At 70.9% G+C, this 15,331-nt stretch carries 16 protein-coding genes; 10 read left to right on the top strand and 6 right to left on the bottom strand.

Features of this window, described 5'->3' with window-relative positions:
* The first annotated feature begins 14 nt into the window (after positions 1-14).
* The 3 genes from ACWD2L_RS20570 (at position 15) to ACWD2L_RS20560 (ending at position 2,216) form a co-directional block, all read left to right on the top strand.
* Entirely contained in the window at positions 15-758 is a 744-nt protein-coding gene (locus ACWD2L_RS20570) for a response regulator transcription factor (RefSeq protein ID WP_351331044.1), read from the top strand.
* 158 nt (positions 759-916) lie between these two features.
* Positions 917-1,969 carry a glycosyltransferase family 2 protein gene (locus tag ACWD2L_RS20565; protein ID WP_351331045.1) on the top strand — a complete coding sequence of 351 codons (1,053 nt, stop codon included), beginning with the start codon at positions 917-919 and terminating at the stop codon, positions 1,967-1,969.
* A gap of 52 nt (positions 1,970-2,021) precedes the next feature.
* A complete protein-coding gene (locus ACWD2L_RS20560; protein WP_351331046.1) occupies positions 2,022-2,216 on the top strand; it encodes a hypothetical protein in 195 nt (64 codons plus the stop codon).
* 7 nt (positions 2,217-2,223) lie between these two features.
* Here the strand turns inward: ACWD2L_RS20560 and ACWD2L_RS20555 are convergent, their stop codons facing one another.
* Both ACWD2L_RS20555 and ACWD2L_RS20550 read right to left on the bottom strand, forming a co-directional pair.
* On the bottom strand, positions 2,224-2,415 hold the full coding sequence (locus ACWD2L_RS20555; protein WP_351331047.1) for a DUF397 domain-containing protein: 192 nt from the start codon (positions 2,413-2,415) through the stop codon (positions 2,224-2,226).
* Positions 2,412-3,275, bottom strand: coding sequence for a helix-turn-helix domain-containing protein (locus tag ACWD2L_RS20550; protein WP_351331174.1), 864 nt, complete (start codon positions 3,273-3,275; stop codon positions 2,412-2,414). The genes ACWD2L_RS20555 and ACWD2L_RS20550 overlap by 4 nt, the downstream gene beginning before the upstream one ends.
* A 165-nt stretch (positions 3,276-3,440) precedes the next feature.
* Here ACWD2L_RS20550 and ACWD2L_RS20545 point away from each other — a divergent pair, with 165 nt between their 5' ends.
* The 7 genes from ACWD2L_RS20545 to ACWD2L_RS20515 all read left to right on the top strand — a co-directional run bounded on the left by ACWD2L_RS20545 (position 3,441) and on the right by ACWD2L_RS20515 (position 10,477).
* Complete coding sequence (locus ACWD2L_RS20545) at positions 3,441-3,866, top strand: ATP-binding protein (protein ID WP_351331048.1); 426 nt, start codon at positions 3,441-3,443, stop codon at positions 3,864-3,866.
* Positions 3,867-3,948: 82 nt separating this feature from the next.
* Positions 3,949-5,349, top strand: coding sequence for a dihydroorotase (locus ACWD2L_RS20540; protein ID WP_351331049.1), 1,401 nt, complete (start codon positions 3,949-3,951; stop codon positions 5,347-5,349).
* A gap of 11 nt (positions 5,350-5,360) precedes the next feature.
* Positions 5,361-6,173 carry an IclR family transcriptional regulator gene (locus tag ACWD2L_RS20535; protein WP_351331050.1) on the top strand — a complete coding sequence of 271 codons (813 nt, stop codon included), beginning with the start codon at positions 5,361-5,363 and terminating at the stop codon, positions 6,171-6,173.
* 89 nt (positions 6,174-6,262) lie between these two features.
* A complete protein-coding gene (locus ACWD2L_RS20530) occupies positions 6,263-7,543 on the top strand; it encodes a M20 family metallo-hydrolase (protein WP_351331051.1) in 1,281 nt (426 codons plus the stop codon).
* Between the two features lie 61 nt (positions 7,544-7,604).
* The gene (locus ACWD2L_RS20525) at positions 7,605-8,957 is read left to right on the top strand and encodes an MFS transporter (protein ID WP_351331052.1); all 1,353 of its coding nucleotides are present in this window, start codon (positions 7,605-7,607) and stop codon (positions 8,955-8,957) included.
* 74 nt (positions 8,958-9,031) lie between these two features.
* Positions 9,032-9,505, top strand: a complete 474-nt coding sequence (gene aac(6') / locus ACWD2L_RS20520) for an aminoglycoside 6'-N-acetyltransferase (RefSeq protein ID WP_351331053.1) — start codon at positions 9,032-9,034, stop codon at positions 9,503-9,505.
* Positions 9,506-9,643: 138 nt separating this feature from the next.
* On the top strand, positions 9,644-10,477 hold the full coding sequence (locus ACWD2L_RS20515) for a PIG-L family deacetylase (RefSeq protein ID WP_351331054.1): 834 nt from the start codon (positions 9,644-9,646) through the stop codon (positions 10,475-10,477).
* 28 nt (positions 10,478-10,505) lie between these two features.
* On the opposite strand, the gene ACWD2L_RS20510 is transcribed toward ACWD2L_RS20515, so the two are convergent.
* Genes ACWD2L_RS20510 through ACWD2L_RS20495 form a run of 4 tightly spaced genes read right to left on the bottom strand, consistent with a single transcriptional unit; the run spans position 10,506 to position 15,268 of the window.
* Positions 10,506-11,873, bottom strand: coding sequence for an MFS transporter (locus ACWD2L_RS20510; protein WP_351331055.1), 1,368 nt, complete (start codon positions 11,871-11,873; stop codon positions 10,506-10,508).
* Complete coding sequence (locus ACWD2L_RS20505; protein WP_351331056.1) at positions 11,870-13,513, bottom strand: AMP-binding protein; 1,644 nt, start codon at positions 13,511-13,513, stop codon at positions 11,870-11,872. The genes ACWD2L_RS20510 and ACWD2L_RS20505 overlap by 4 nt, the downstream gene beginning before the upstream one ends.
* A 10-nt stretch (positions 13,514-13,523) precedes the next feature.
* Complete coding sequence (locus tag ACWD2L_RS20500) at positions 13,524-14,405, bottom strand: alpha/beta fold hydrolase (protein ID WP_351331057.1); 882 nt, start codon at positions 14,403-14,405, stop codon at positions 13,524-13,526.
* On the bottom strand, positions 14,402-15,268 hold the full coding sequence (locus tag ACWD2L_RS20495; RefSeq protein WP_351331058.1) for a MaoC/PaaZ C-terminal domain-containing protein: 867 nt from the start codon (positions 15,266-15,268) through the stop codon (positions 14,402-14,404). Before ACWD2L_RS20495 ends, ACWD2L_RS20500 begins: the two co-directional genes overlap by 4 nt.
* Positions 15,269-15,331 lie beyond the last annotated feature (63 nt).

Genomic DNA, 15,331 nt, shown 5'->3' with positions numbered 1-15,331 from the left:
CGACGATGTGGGATATGCAGGCATCCACGTCCTCTCGCGACCCGCGAGGTCGGGCGCTGCCGCTGCTCCTGGTGGCGGCGGCGCCCGACGTGCCCCTGGACTGGCTGGACGAGCTCGACGACCCCCGCTTCTCCTACCACCTCGCGCAGAGCGGCCACGAAGCCCTGCGCTGCCTGTACCGCTACCAACCCGATCTGTTCCTGCTCGGACTTCATGTGCGGGACCCGGGACCCTGGGAGGTGCTCCAGCGGGTCCGCGACATGACCGATGACCTCCGCGTCATGGTGACCGCCCGGCACTTCAACGCCGCGGACGCCCTGCGGGCCCTCGAAGCCGGCGCCGACGACGTGCTCTGGCGCGACATGCCCGAAGGGCTGGCCACGGCCCTGGTCATGGCCCGGCTGCGCCGCGCGACGCCCGTGTCGCCGTCCGACCAGCTCCTGGAGGACGGCTGCCTCCGGCTCGACCTCGCGACCCACGAGGTGACCATGGGCTGCCAGTACGTGCCACTGACCCCGCTGGAATTCGACCTGCTGCACTTCCTCGCCCGCAATCCCGGGCAGGTCCTCTCCCCGGAGCAGCTGCTGAACCGCGCATGGCGCAGCCGCCCCGGGGGCGACGGCGACGCGCACAAGGTCAAGTACGCCGTCCTGCGCCTGCGCCGCCGCATCGAGCGCGCCACCGGGGTCGATGCGCCCATCGAGACCGTGCGCGGCGTGGGCTACCGGTACGTTCCGCCCGTCTCGCACCTGCCGTAGGTCCCGGGCCGAAAGTCACCTCTTCCCCCCGCCCGACCCCCTGCAACCGTCGTGCAACCTTCCGACGACCTCGCTGCTCCCCCGTGCGCTCAGAGTCGGGGACGTCGCAGGGCGATCCGCCTGCGACAGTCCACGACAGAGCAAGGGACGGCTCGTCAATGACACTCGTCGCACTGATCCCCGCGCACAACGAAGAGGACCGCATCGTCGCCACGCTGGCGGGCCTGTACCGCCAGACGGTCCGCCCGGACCGCATCGTCGTCGTCGCGGACAACTGCACGGATCGCACCGCGCGCATCGCCGACCACTGCGGCGCCGAGGTCTTCGTGCCCACGGACAACAAGGACAAGAAGGCCGGCGCCCTCAACCAGGCCATGGCCCCCGTGATCGCCGACCTGGCCGACGACGACCTGGTGCTGGTCCAGGACGCCGACACCGTCCTCAACCCCGAGTTCGTGCGCTGTGCGGTGGAGGCGATGGAGGACGAGACCGTCGGCGCGGTCGGCGGCATCTTCTACGGCGAACCGGGCGGCGGCCTGCTCGGCCAGCTCCAGCGCATGGAGTACCAGCGCTACGCCCTGGAGATCCGCCGCAAGAAGAATGAGGCCGTCGTGCTCACCGGGACAGGCAGCATGTTCCGCGCGGGCGTCCTGCGCCAGGTGCGCCAAGCCCGCCTCGACGGGGTCATCGGCGGCGGCGAGGGCTACTACTCCCTCGCCTCCCTCACCGAGGACGACGAGATCACCAAGGCCGTCAAGACGCTCGGCCACCGCACCGTCTCGCCCGACGGCTGCTGGCTGGTCACCGAGGTGATGCCCTCGGTCGGCAAGCTCTGGCACCAGCGGCTGCGCTGGCAGCGCGGCGCCCTGGAGAACCTGCGCGACTACGGCTGGACGCCCGTCACCAGGAAGTACTTCGGGCAGCAGGTCATGCTCGGCTTCGGCGCCCTCGCACTCGGACTCTTCTTCCTGTACGCGGTCCTGAACCTCACCATCAACGGCTGGGGCGGACTGTCCCTCTTCTGGACATCGATCATGCTGATCTTCGTCGCCGAACGGACCCTGACCGTACGCCGCCTCGGCCCACGGGCCACGCTCCTCGCGCTGCCCCTCATACCCGAGTTGCTGTACGACGTCTTCCGGCAGGCGGTGTTCGTCCGCTCACTCATCGACCTGGCGCTGCGCCGCGAGGCGCACTGGGTCGCCACCTGACCAGCCCACCCCATCTCCCCAACTCACCCATCCGGCCAAGGAGTCGACCACCATGTACGCAAACCCCACCAGCGCCGCGGCACTCGGCGGCGCGGGCACCGGCGCCCTCGCCATGACCGGCGCCCTCGGCCCGCTCGCGATACTCGGCCTCGTCGTCGGCTGCCTCACACTGATAGCCGCGGGCCTCGCCCTGCGCACCCTCAGCCCGGTCATCGCGGGCAAGGACCGCGGCCCCGGCCCGCACTGAACCGCCCTCAGCCACCCGCCGCGAACCCCACGAACCGCCCCCAGCCCTCCGCCCCCACGGCGAAGGCCGGGCGGCGGACATCCTTGGAGTCCCGTACGTGGACGGCCTGTTCGGCGATGGCGACCTCCACGCAGTCGTCGCCCTGGCTGCCGCTGTAGCTGGACTTGAACCAGGCGAGTTCCGTCGTGACGCTGCTCATAGCTCTCCTCGCAGTCGCTCCAGCAGGGCCCGCGATTCCTTGGGGTTCAGGGCCTGCGAGCGCAGTGTGTCATAGCGACGGCAGAGCACACTCACCTCTTTCGGGCCAGAGATCATCCGCCCGTTCTCCTGCCCCTCCGAGTAGGCGAGCCGACCCCCCTCATCCGTCTCGAGAATTCGCACCGGCCCATCCAGGCAGGCATGCAACCCGCCCTCCAACGGCACCACTTGCAGCGTCACATTGCGCGGCGCGGTCAGCTCCAGCACATGGTCGAACGACTCGCGCATCGCGTCCGCGTCGCCGAACCGCCGCCGGAACACATGCTCCTCGACGATGAAGCCGAACGGCACGGTCGGCCGCTCCCGCATCATCGTCTGCCGCTCCATCCGCGCGGCGAACTGCGCCTCCAACTCCTCGTCGGTGCGCAGCGGAATGGTGCCCTCGAAGACCGCCCGCGCGTACGACCTGGACTGCAACAGCCCCGGCACCAGTCGGCATTCGTACGTGCACAGGCCCGCGGCCTCCCGCTCCAGGCGCGCCCACCGCCGGAACCACACCGCGAACCCCGCCTCGCCGCGCGTGAGATGACGCGCCGCCTTGCACAGCGCGCCGGTATTCCCGAGGGCCTCCTCGGCCCTGCGCACGAACGCCTCGTCCGGCATCCGCCGCCCCAACTCCACCGATTCCACGGTGTGTTTCGAGTACCGGACCCGCGTGCCCAGCTCCTCCCTGCTCAGCCCCGCGTGTTCGCGCAGGGCCTGGACGACCGCACCGAACGTACGCAGACTGTCAGACGGCTGGGGTTCCCGCTCCTGCTCCCCCAACAGCCCGCCGACCTCGATCTCCCCGACGCCGCCCATCCGCCGCCCCCTCTGCTCCGAGTCGCATCGCGCCGAGCTGCCGCGATCCATGCACCCAGAGTGACGACCACCCCCTCGTACTGTCCACCCCACGCGCCCGTACGCTGACTCCCCGTACGGGCCTCGCCCCTCGCCCCACCGGATCACGGGCACCACGCTGCCACCATGAACCACCACCCGGCACCCCAACTCACCACACCCGTACGCACGTTCACCCACCTCCTGCCCTCGACACCCCGCGGCGCCCGCCTGGCCCGACACCTGGCCGTCACCATGCTGCACTCCTGGGCCGCCCCGCCCGACCTCACGGAGCGTGCCGAACTCGTCGTCGCGGAACTCGCCGCGAACGCGGTCACCCACGGTCGCCTCCCGGGCCGCGACTTCCGCCTGGCACTCACGTACGACACGACCTCCCACCACCTCCGCATCGCAACCACCGACGCCCGCGGCGACCGCCTCCCCCACCACCCACCGACATCCGCCCCACTCCCCACGACCGGCCGCGGCCTGCTCCTCGTATCGGCCCTGTGCGACCACTGGGAAACCGTCCCCCACCCACCGGGCGGCAAGACGGTTGTGGCGCATCTGTAGGGGCGTGGCCGAAGCCGAGTCCTTTCTCATTCCGCGGGAATCCTCTGCCGGAGAGCTCGACGCCCTTCCTAGCCTGCTCGGCATGAGCGGTTCCGAGCACGCATTCCAGACGGCCGACACGATCGTGGCCGGTCTGGTGCAGACAGCCGAGGGCACCTTCGAACGAGGAAGGGTCCTCATCAGGGACGGCACGGTGAGTGCCGTCGTTCCCGACAGCGCGGTGCCCAGCGACACCGGCCACCCCGACGGCGTACGGGCCTTCGATGTCGGGGAGTCCTTCGTGCTCCCCGGGGCCGTCGACGCCCACGTGCACTCGTACTCGCACTCGGGCGAAGGCCTGCGCGCCGCCACCTCCGCGGCAGCGGCGGGTGGTGTGACCACCATCGTCGAAATGCCGTTCGACGGTGCGGGGCCCGTCAACTGCCGTGAGCGGCTCGAGGCGAAGCTGGAGAAGGTCGCCGACGAAGCGGTCGTCGATGTCGCACTCCTCGGCACACTCGCCCCGGGCGGCGGGTGGCGCAGGGCCGGCGAGCTGGTCGACGGCGGCGTGGTCGGATTCAAGGTTTCCCTCTTCGACACCGACCCGTTCCGCTTTCCGAGGATCGACGACGCCGAACTGCTCAATGTGGCCTCAGCTGTCGGCGAGGCCGGGTCCACGCTGTGTACGCACGCCGAGAACAACGAGATCATCAAGGCACTCCTCGCCGACGAGTCGAACCGGGCGTCCACCGACCCGCGCGTACACGCCCGCACGCGCCCGCCGGTGTCGGAAGCACTCGGGGTGCTGACGGCGATGGAGATCGCGGCCGACCGCGGCAACGCGCTCCACCTGTGTCACCTCTCCACGGGCCGGTCCGCCGACCTGGTGAGCTGGTACCGCGGCCAGGGCGTGGATGTCACCTTCGAGACCTGCCCGCACTACCTGCTCCTCACCGAGGAGGACATGGTGCGCCAGCGCGGCAGGTTGAAGATCAACCCACCGCTGCGCGGCCCGGCGGACCGCGAGGCCATGTGGCAGGCCGTGATCACCGGCGCCGCGTCCGTCATCTCCTCCGACCACGCACCATGGCCCAGCTCCCTCAAGGACCATGAGCGCATCCTCGACAACAGCTCCGGCACCCCGGGCACCCAGACCCTGGTCGCCACCACGCTCGGCGCCTGCCTCCGTCGATACGGTGCGGGCAAGGAGTTCTCCCGCACGGTGTCGGCCCTCACCGAGAACCCGGCCGACCGGTACGGCATCGGCGATCGCAAGGGTCGGCTCAAGCCTGGTTACGATGCTGACCTCATGGTTCTCACTCCTTCTCCCGACTGGCAGATCGAGGCGACGGCACAGTACTCGAACGCCGGCTGGAGCCCGTACGACGGGTACGTTCCGGGCGCCCGCGTCACCCTCACGCTCAGCCGCGGCGACGTCGTCTGGGATGCCGGCAAGGGGCTGCTCGCCGCGCCCGGCCGCGGTGCCCAGGTGCGCCGGGGCTGACCATGACGGCCATGGCCCAGGACCCCGAGCGGCCGGCGGGCGGACTCAGTTCGCTCGACCGGGGGCTGCGCGTGCTGACGTTCGTGCAGGACCGGGGCCAGGTCGTGGTCGCGGACATCGCCGCCGGCCTCGACATCCCCCTGTCGACCGCCTATCGGTACGCCCAGCGTCTCAAGCAGTCCGGGTTCCTGGTCGAGGTCGGGGACCGGCTGCTGCCCGGCGAACGACTCACCGACCGCGCCGCCGGGCACCCCGACCACCTGGTGGATGTCGCCCGGCCCTTCCTCGTCCAGCTGCGCGAGGCCACCGGGCTGAGCAGTGCGCTCTCCGTACGGGTGCACTCGGCGGCACTCTGCCTGGACTCGCGGCGCTGCGGTGTCGGCAGTGTGGCCTTCCACCGCGGTGAAGTGCACACCCTCTACTCCGGCGCGAGTGCCACCCCGCTGCTCGCGATGGCACCTGCGGCGGTTCGCCGCCAGGTGTTGGAGGGGCGTCTGCTCCGCTACACCGCGGCGACTCCCGACGCCGAACAGCTCCGCACGGAACTGGAGTCGATCCGCCGGCAGGGCCACCACGTCACCCGTGGCTGGCTCACCCCCGGCATGTCGGCGGTCGGGGTCCCGGTGATGGTCGGCGGGCGATGCCTGTGCGCACTGTCCGTCGTCGCGGCGGACGGAGCGCTCGCCGACCCCGCCCCCGTACTCCGGCTCCTGCGGCAGGCGGCGACGGGCCTCGCCTCCCGACTGCCCGTCGACCTTCCTGCTTCCTGGCTTCCGCCGGGTCCGTCGCCCGAGGAAGCCGACGGGCCGACGTCCGCCAAGTAGCAGCCCTCCGCCGCTCGTTCGGACCGATGCGCCGAACGCGTCGGCCTGCGTACCCGTTTCCCCTCCCGATCCGAGAACCGAGGAAAGCCATGACCACCCCTGTCGACCTGGACCGTCTCGCGCCGGAACCGGAGCGCCTGAGCCGGCGCCTCGAAGCGCTGGCGTCCTTCCACGACCCGGACCATCCCGGCTGGAGCCGCGAAGTGTTCTCGGAGCCGTACCGTGCGTCGCGGGAGTGGGTGCGCGCCCAGATGACGGAGGCCGGCCTGGAGACCGTGGTCGACCCGGCGGGGAACATCGTCGGGCGGCTTCGGGGCAAGGACTCCACCGCACCGGCGCTGGTCACCGGCTCACACACGGACACCGTGCGGCAGGGCGGGCGCTTCGACGGCATCGTCGGCGTCATCGGCGGCATCGAGGTCGCCGAGCGCCTGCGGGAGACCGGTACCCGGCTCGAACGCGATCTACTGGTGGTCGACTTCCTCGGCGAGGAGGCGAACGAGTTCGGCATCTCCTGCATCGGCTCGCGCTCCATCGCCGGCATCCTCGCCCCGGAGCACCTGGAGCGCACCGATGGCACGGGCCTCCGCCTCGGCGACGCCATGGAACGCTTCGGGCTCGCCCCCGGCGCCGCGCTCGGTTCCGGCTGGCGCTCCCAGGACGTCCACGGCTATGTCGAACTGCACGTCGAGCAGGGGCCGTTGCTGGAGCGCAGTGGCCACGGCATCGGAGTGGTCACGGCGATCGCCGGGATTGACCGGCTGCTGGTGCACTTCGCGGGACAGACCGGGCACGCCGGCACCACACCGATGGAGGACCGGCACGACGCCCTGGTCTCGGCGGCGGCCGCCGTCCTCACCGTCGAGCGCGTCGGCTGCGGGGCTCCGGTGCACGGGGTCGCCACACTCGGCAGCATCGACTCGTCGCCACGCTCGATGGGCGTGATCACCGACGAGGCCCGGCTGTGGGCGGAGATCCGCAGCGTCGACGGCAACTGGCTGCGCGGTGCGCAGAAGCAGATCGTCGACGAGATCGCCCGGGAAGCCCGGCAGCGCGGCGTGGACGTGGACTTCGAGTGGCTGACCGACCAGGACCCGGTGCCCACCGACATGTCGATGCAGGACCTGATCGCCGGTGCCGCCGACGGACTCGGCATGGACTGGAAGGCAGTCCCGTCCGGGGCCGGCCACGACGCCGCCCACCTGGCCCGGCTCGGCCCGATGGGCATGGTCTTCGTCCCGTCCGTCGGTGGTCGCAGCCACTGCCCGGAGGAACTGACCGAGGTCGCCGACATCGCCCGCGGCACACACGTACTCGCCGCCGCTCTCACCGGACTCGACGACCGTGCACAGCCCGCCGCAATCCGGTGACGGCCCGGCACACCGTCCGACGCGCCACCCGGCAGAGCATCACGAGGAGGAGACCCGCGCCATGATGACATCGCGCCCCACGACCAGCGCCCATCCGCCTGCCGCCCAGAGCGTCACCGAAGAGCGCGCGGTCGCCCGCCGCTCGGTGGCGGCGGCAGCCTTCGGCAATGCGATGGAGTGGTACGACTTCTCGGTCTATGCCTTCTTCGCGAGCTACATCGCCCACAACTTCTTCCGGGACAACAACGCGACCTCGGCGCTGATGAGCACGTTCGTCGTCTTCGGCGCCGGGTTCGTGGCCCGTCCCCTTGGCGCGGTGGTCGGCGGTGTGTACGCCGACCGGATCGGCCGCAAGGCCGCCCTGATGATGTCGATCGGGGCGATGGGCATCGGCACGTTCCTCATCGCGGTCGCGCCACCGGTCACCCTGATCGGCGTCGGCGCCCCCATCCTGCTGCTGATCGGCCGACTGTTCCAGGGATTCTCCACCGGCAGCGAGATCGGCGGAGCCGCGTCGTTCCTGATCGAGACCGCTCCCGCCGACCGCCGCGCGCTGTACTCGTCCTGGTTGCAGGCGTCGATGGGCATCTCCAATCTGCTCTCCGCCCTCGTCGGCTTCATCATCACTTCCGTCTTTCCGGAGTCGGCCCTGCAGGACTGGGCCTGGCGGATCCCGTTCCTCCTCGGCCTCCTGATCATTCCGGTCGGTGTGTACATCCGCCGTCAGTTGCCGGAGACCGAGGCCTTCACGGAACAGGACGGGACGGGGCAGGGCGCCGCCGACGAGCCGGGGCCACTGCGCGTACTCCTGTCGCAGCACCGGGCCGCGCTCGGTACCGCCCTGCTTGTCTCCATGCTGTGGACCATCAGCGTCTACGCCTTCTTGATCTACCTCCCGACGTACTACAAGCTGCCCGAGGCCGGTCTCGGCTTCACCGCACAGCAGACGTTCCTCGCCTCGCTCGTCGGCAACGTCGTCGTCCTCGCGGGCTGTCTGTCCGCCGGGCGCCTCGCCGACCGCGTGGGAACCAGGCCGCTGCTCACGGGGAGCGCGGTGGCGATGATCGTCCTGCCGACGCCCTGTCTGATGTGGCTGCATGCCCAGCCGCAGGTGCCGGTGCTTTTGGTGGTCCACATGGTGCTGTGTGGCGCCGTCGCGGGCTTCGCCGGTGTCGTCTCGTCGGTCCTGCCACGGGCCTTCCCCGTGCGCGTACGCTCTACCGGCTTGTCACTGAGCTACAACATCGCGGCCGTCTTCTTCGCCGGCACCACCCCGGTCCTGATGACCTGGGCGACCGGCGAACTCACGGTCTACGCCCCCACACTCTGGGTCGTCCTCGGCTCGGTGTGCTGCCTGGCGGTACTCCCCTCTTTGTACCGTCAGGTGCAGCGGGTGGCCGAGCAGGAGGCGTAAGCGGGCCGACGTGGGCTTGCCACGCCGGACAAATTCCGTTGAGGGACCCGCGCCCCCGAGGCAGGATGCCGCCCATGGAGCTGAACGGGGACAAGGTCCTCCTGCGACCCGTGGGCGACGGCGACAGCGAGATCCTCGCCAAGATCGTGAGCGAACCGGAGGTCGCGGCGTGGTGGTCGCCGCCGGACGGTTTCGAGGACATGCTCGCCGTCGTCTTCGAGGGCGAGATCATCGGCGCGATCCAGTTCGACGAGGAGAACGAGCCGGAGTTCCGGCACGCCGGCATCGACATCTTCCTGACCGCGCGGCGGCACGGGCAGGGGCTTGGGACCGACGCGGTGCGCACGCTGGCCGGGTGGCTCGTGCGGGAGCGCGGTCATCACCGGCTGACCATCGACCCGGCCGCGGCCAACACCGTCGCGATCCGCAGCTACACCAAGGTCGGCTTCAAGCCCGTGGGGATCATGCGGGCATACTGGCGCAACCATCGGACGGGCGTACCGGAGGACGGTCTGCTGATGGATCTGCTCGCCGGGGAACTGACCTGAGAGGAACTGGCCTGAGAGGAACTGACCTGATCGGTCGCCTCGGGAACAGCAGGCCCGTCCCGCGCGGTTGCATCTGCAGGGGCGCGGCGCATCCACCGCGCGCTCCGATCAGACATGTTTCCGCAGGAGGACCTCTTCATGACCGACCGACCCTTGACGCTCATGGCCGTGCACGCCCACCCCGACGACGAGGCCACCAGCACCGGAGGGGTCCTCGCGCGGTACGCGGCGGAAGGCATCCGCACGGTGCTCGTGACCTGTACCGACGGCGGTTGCGGTGACGGGCCGGGAGGCGTCAAGCCCGGCGAACCCGGCCACGATCCCGCAGCCGTCGTCAAAATGCGCCGCCAGGAACTGGAGACGAGCAGCGAGGTCCTGAAGATCAGCAACCTGGAGACGCTGGACTACGCCGACTCCGGGATGATCGGCTGGCCGAGCAACGAGGCCCCCGAATCCTTCTGGCAGACCCCCGTTGAGGTGGGCGCCGCCCGGCTCGCGGAGCTCATGCGCCACTACCGCCCCGACGTGGTCGTCACGTACGACGAGAACGGCTTCTACGGCCACCCCGACCACATCCAGGCCAACCGCATCACCATGGCGGCCCTGGAGATGATCGACTTCACGCCGAAGGTGTACTGGACGACGATGCCCCGCTCGGGTATGCAGCGGTTCGGCGAGATCTTGCGCGAGTTCCACCCGGACATGCCGGAGCCGGACCCCGCCGAGACCGCCGCGATGGCCGACATCGGCCTCCCGGACGACGAGATCACCACGTGGGTGGACACCACCGCGTTCAGCGACCAGAAGTTCGACTCGCTGGCCGCGCACGCCAGCCAGGGCGAGAACATCTTCTTCCTCAAGATGGGCAAGGAGCGGTTCGGCGAGTTCATGGGCCTGGAGACCTTCGTCCGCGTCAAGGACACCACGGGCGCGCCCACACCCGAGAACGACCTCTTCGCCGGGTTGCGCTGATCCGCCACGCGAGCTCCGCCCCGCGACCTCAGTCGAGGCGCAGGGCGGGCTCCGCCACGCGTTGCGACCCCGCCGCGTACAGGTCGCGGCGGAAGGACTCCCGGATCGTGTAGACCGAGACGAAGGTCAGGACCGAGAGCAGCAGGATGTACGCGGAGACCGACCAGGACGAGCCCGTCGCGGCCAGCATCGCGGTCATGAGGAACGGGGCGAGGCCGCCCGCGAGCACCGAGGCCGTCTGGTAGCCGAGGGAGGCGCCGGAGTAGCGCACCTCCGCCGGGAACATCTCTGCATACAGGGCGGCCTGCGGCCCGTACATGGTGGCGTGGATCGTGAAGCCGGTCAGCAGGGAGAGGAAGGTCAGCGGCGCCGATCCCGTGTCGATCAGCCAGAACAGCGGGAAGGCGAAGAGGCCCATGAGCGCCGCGCCGGTGAGGTAGAGCTTGCGGCGGGACCAGCGGTCGGAGAGCGCGCCGAAGAGCGGGATGGTGACGATCTGGGTGGCACCGGCGCCGAGGACGCAGAGCAGCGTGGTGGTGCGGGAGAGGCCGGCGTGCGTGGTGCCGTAGTCGAGCATGCCGCTGATCAGGATGTAGAACGTGGCGTTCACGACGAAGAAGGCGCCGGATGCCTGGAGGATGGCCCGCCAGTGGTGGCGCAGGGCCTGGCGCAGCGGAGACTTGCGGACCCCGGCGGTGTGCTCGGCCTGCGCGGACTGGTCGCGCATGGCCTGGAAGACCGGCGAGTCCTCGATCTTCAGCTGTACGTAGAGGCCGACGGCGACCAGGGCGAGGCCGGTGACGAAGGGGATCCGCCAGCCCCAGCTGGTGAACGCCGTGTCGGACAGGGTCGCGGTGAGCAGCAGGAACACGGCGTTGCCCGCGACCGCGCCGATGATGGCGCCGGTCTGGACGAGACTCCCGTAGAAGCCGCGGCGTTCCACGGGCGCGTGCTCGGTGAGGAGCAGCGCCGCGCCGCCCCACTGCGCGCCGACGCCGAGCCCCTGGATGAGGCGGAGGAGTACGAGCAGTACGGGTGCCCAGATGCCGACGGTGTCGTACGTGGGGAGCACACCGACGCCGAACGTCGCGATGCCCATCACCACGAGCGCCCCCACCAGTGGCGGTTTGCGCCCGAACCGGTCGCCGAGGTGGCCGGCGACGATCCCGCCGAGCGGCCTCGCGACGAAGCCCACGGCGAAGGTCGCGAAGGAGGCCAGGGTTCCTGCGATGTCGCTGAAGGAGGGGAAGAACAGGTCCCCGAGGACGAGTGCCGCGGCGGTGGCGTAGATGAGGAAGTCGAACCACTCCAGCGCCGTGGAGAGGACGGCCGCCCCCGCGAGCCGGCGCATTCCGTTGCCGTGCGTTCCGCTGTCGCGCGTTCCGCTGCTGGTCACCGCTGGTCGCCTCCTGTCGGGAGCTGCTGGTTCAGGAGCTGCTGGGCCTGTTCGCGGAGCGCGGCGGCCCGGATCTTCGTGCCGTTCGTGCCCGAGGTGGTGGGCATGCGGTCCAGTACGTGCACGGCCGCAGGGACCTTGAAGCGGGCCAGGCCCTGCGCGCACCACTCCCGCAGACCCTCGGGTTCGGTGGGTGTGTCGAGGACGACGAAGGCCACGGCCTGCGGCGCGCCGTCCGGGCCGCGCGCGCCGACGACCTTCGCGGTCCTTACGGCGGGGTGCGCGGCCAGCCGCTGCTCGATCTCCGCCGGGTCGACGAGGAAGCCGCGCAGCCGCAGCACGTCGCCCATCCGGCACACGTACTCGACGGCCCCGTCCTCGGCGATCGTCGCCAGATCCCCGGTGCGGAACCATCCGTCGGGGGTGAAGGCACGCTCGGCGGCCTCCGGATCGCCCAGGTAGGCGTCGACGACGTTGGGGCCGCGCAGCTGCAACTCGCCCTGGCCGCCGGGCCGTACGGGTTCTTCGGTCTCCGGTTCCACCACCCGTACGGCGATGTCCGGTGACACCGGATGGCCGCCGCCCGTCCAGCGGCGCGGCGCGGGTTCGGCGGTCGGCCAGCACAGGGCGAGGGCGAAGACCTCCGAGGAGCCGTACACACCGGAGGTGTGCGTACCGAACTCCTTCCGCGCCCACGCGGCGATGTCACGGGTCCGGCCGAGGAAGTCGGCCATGCCGAGCCAGCGCAGCCGTGAGAGGTCGCGCGGCTCGCGCCGCCAGGCGTCGACGAGCCGGGAGACCATGTCGTCGCCGCCCACGAGGTGGGTCGCCCCGTGCCGGGCGAGACCGGCGAGCGCCGTGTCCTCCTGGAAGACGGGTTCGAGCAGGCAGGCGGCGCCGCCCGCGATGGCGGCCATGGCGGTGGTGAAGCCGAAGGTGCCGGAGAGCGGCAGGATGCAGCCGACGACGTCGCCGTCCTCGATGCCGAGGGCTCGGGCGTCGGCCTGCGCGTGGGCGACGACGGCGGACTCGCGGTGCGCGGCGAGTTTGGGCCGGCCCGTGGAGCCGGAGGTGGTGAAGGCGACGGTGAGTTCGTCTCCGGTGTGCACGGGCGGGGCGGTGGTGCCTCCGGTGACGCTGCGGGGTGTCCAGGCACCGGAGCCCACGTCGTACGCGGAGGGGTCGGCCGGCGGGTCCGCGTCCGGGCCCGGGACGACGGCGACCACGGGGGTGGGCGCGGTGGTGCGGGGCAGGGCGCGGCGGAGGATGCCGGCCAGGTCGAGGCCGTGGAAGTCGTGCGCGAGGGCGATGACCTGCGGGCGGGCACGGTCGAGTACGTGCACCAACTCGTCCACGTTGTAACGGGTGTTGACCCCGATGACGTGGGCTCCGAGGCCGGCGGCGGCGAACTGCCAGACCAGTGCGGACGACCAGTTCGGCAGCCACACCGCGACACAGTCGCCTCGGCCGACTCCGGCGTCGGCGAGGTCCGCGTGCAGCCGTGCGACGTGCAGTTGGAACTCCCGGCGGGTGACGGTCGTGCCCTCGCCGGAACCGGAATCGGAGCCCGCGTCGATGGCGAGGACGGCGTCGGGGTCGCGGTCCACGAGCCCGGACAGCAGGTCGGTGAGCGTGGTCATCGGAGTCCTTTCACCGTGCGGTTGACGAGACGGCGCCCGCGCCGTGGGAGGGCCCGTCGGGCGCCTTCGCCCCGGACAGCTGCCCCAGCCAGCCGTGCAGCAGGCCCGCGAAGCCGTCGAGCTCCTCCATCGGATAGTGGCCGACGCCGGGCAGCAGCACGTGCCGCCCGTTCGGCAGCGCCTGGGCCGTCCGCCGCAGCCGTTCGGGGTCGAGCCACAAGTCATCGGCGCCCGCGACCAGTTGGACGGGGCAGCGCGTGTCTTCGAGCCCTTCCCGTACGTCGTGCGTTCCCCAGCCGATGAGGTCGGCGCTGGAGACGGCGGGGTCCTCGCGGCGGTGCATGGTGGCGATGAGTTCCGCCGTGGCGGGCGGCGCGGCGGAGCCGACGACCGCGAGGGTGCCCAGGTACGTCCGGTCGGAGCGGCTGGGCGCGGCCAGGTCCTGCAGTTCACGGCGGAGCCCCGCCACGTTGACCCGCCCGGGTCCGGCCTCGGCCGCCAGGACGACGGCACCGGCCAGCCCCTCCCCCGCCCGCACCGCCAGGTCGAGTGCGATCTTGCCACCGATGGAGCACCCGACGACGTACGGCCGCTCCAACTTAAGGGCAGCGATGAGGTGTTGACACCAGTCCGCGTACTGGGACAGGTCCTCGACCGGGCCTGAGCGGGCGGGCTCGGAGCGGCCGTGTCCCGGCAGATCCGGAACGATCACGCGGTAGCCGAACGCGGCCAGCTCGTCGGTGGTGCGGCGCCACTGCACACCACTCTGCCCGGCCGTGTGCAGGCAGAGCACGGGGGCGCCACCCTCCGCCCGCTCGGCGTACACCTCCTCTACGTAGCCGAGTACTCCGTCGATCTCCAGGTAGCGGGCTTCGTGCCGGATGCGGGTCATGCGCGCGCCTCCTCGGCCAGTGTCCGTGCCGCGTCCGTGATGAGGTGGAGGACCTTGGTCAGGCGCAGGTACTCGTACGCGTCGCCGGTGGCGTGGAACTGTCCGCGCATCATGCGCGCGACGAGGTCGTTGCGCTCCCCGGTGAGCAGTTCGGTCCAGGTCAGCTCGTCGGCGGCGAGGGTGAAGGTCGGCCCGTGCGGGGTGCGGCGGGCGACGTCGACGACGCGGCCGAGGTAGACGCGCAACTGCACCTCGCTGTCTCCCGACCGGAGCCCGATGGCGCCGTCCCACGTGGCGGTCACGGCGGCGAACCGCTCGTCCTGGGCGAGGAGTTCCGCGAGGGCGCTCCCCCACTCCACGGTTCCGGGCGCGAGGGCGGTCGGGTCGGGCCCCGCACCACGGGCGCCGACCAGGACCGCACTGGTGCCCTCCTGGACGCGCTCGCCGCGCTGGTTTTCGAGGACCACGTGCCGGTGGACCACGCCCTGGTGCGGGTCGGATGTGCGGCGGCAGCGGGTGATGGTGAGCGTGCACTGGAGGGTGTCACCGACGTACGAGGGCTTCAGGTAGCGCCAGTTGGTGTCCAGCAGGGCGATGACGGATTCACCCGCGAGGCCCATGTCGTGGAGGAACCCGAGAAACGCCGCGATGCCGAACGGCCCGTGCAGCACCGGCCGTTCGAAGCGCGTCCGCGCCGCCCACTCGGGGTCGGTGTGCAACGGGTGCCGATCACCGCTGAGTTCCGTGAATGCCACCAGATCGTCGGCGGTGATCCGGCGCGTGCCACTGGTCCAGCGTTGGCCGGGCCGGAAGTCCTCGAAGTACAAGGACTGCGTACGGGCCGCCGGTTGTGATGCTGCCACGCGCGACTCCATCCATCGTCACCCCTCTCTCATCCACTCCGACAAGAACGAACGCGACAAGAA

It is taken from the genome of Streptomyces sp. NPDC002754 (assembly GCF_053592315.1).
Note: the sequence above shows the minus strand (reverse complement) of the source record. Positions and strands in the feature narration are given on the sequence as shown.

Bases quoted from the DNA above. Each gene is read 5' to 3' on its own strand.
- ACWD2L_RS20570 (WP_351331044.1), top strand. From the start codon at position 15: ATGCAGGCATCCACGTCCTCTCGCGACCCGCGAGGTCGGGCGCTGCCG.
- ACWD2L_RS20565 (WP_351331045.1), top strand. From the start codon at position 917: ATGACACTCGTCGCACTGATCCCCGCGCACAACGAAGAGGACCGCATC.
- ACWD2L_RS20560 (WP_351331046.1), top strand. From the start codon at position 2,022: ATGTACGCAAACCCCACCAGCGCCGCGGCACTCGGCGGCGCGGGCACC.
- ACWD2L_RS20555 (WP_351331047.1), bottom strand. From the start codon at position 2,415: ATGAGCAGCGTCACGACGGAACTCGCCTGGTTCAAGTCCAGCTACAGC.
- ACWD2L_RS20550 (WP_351331174.1), bottom strand. From the start codon at position 3,275: ATGGGCGGCGTCGGGGAGATCGAGGTCGGCGGGCTGTTGGGGGAGCAG.
- ACWD2L_RS20545 (WP_351331048.1), top strand. From the start codon at position 3,441: ATGAACCACCACCCGGCACCCCAACTCACCACACCCGTACGCACGTTC.
- ACWD2L_RS20540 (WP_351331049.1), top strand. From the start codon at position 3,949: ATGAGCGGTTCCGAGCACGCATTCCAGACGGCCGACACGATCGTGGCC.
- ACWD2L_RS20535 (WP_351331050.1), top strand. From the start codon at position 5,361: ATGGCCCAGGACCCCGAGCGGCCGGCGGGCGGACTCAGTTCGCTCGAC.
- ACWD2L_RS20530 (WP_351331051.1), top strand. From the start codon at position 6,263: ATGACCACCCCTGTCGACCTGGACCGTCTCGCGCCGGAACCGGAGCGC.
- ACWD2L_RS20525 (WP_351331052.1), top strand. From the start codon at position 7,605: ATGATGACATCGCGCCCCACGACCAGCGCCCATCCGCCTGCCGCCCAG.
- ACWD2L_RS20515 (WP_351331054.1), top strand. From the start codon at position 9,644: ATGACCGACCGACCCTTGACGCTCATGGCCGTGCACGCCCACCCCGAC.
- ACWD2L_RS20505 (WP_351331056.1), bottom strand. From the start codon at position 13,513: ATGACCACGCTCACCGACCTGCTGTCCGGGCTCGTGGACCGCGACCCC.
- ACWD2L_RS20500 (WP_351331057.1), bottom strand. From the start codon at position 14,405: ATGACCCGCATCCGGCACGAAGCCCGCTACCTGGAGATCGACGGAGTA.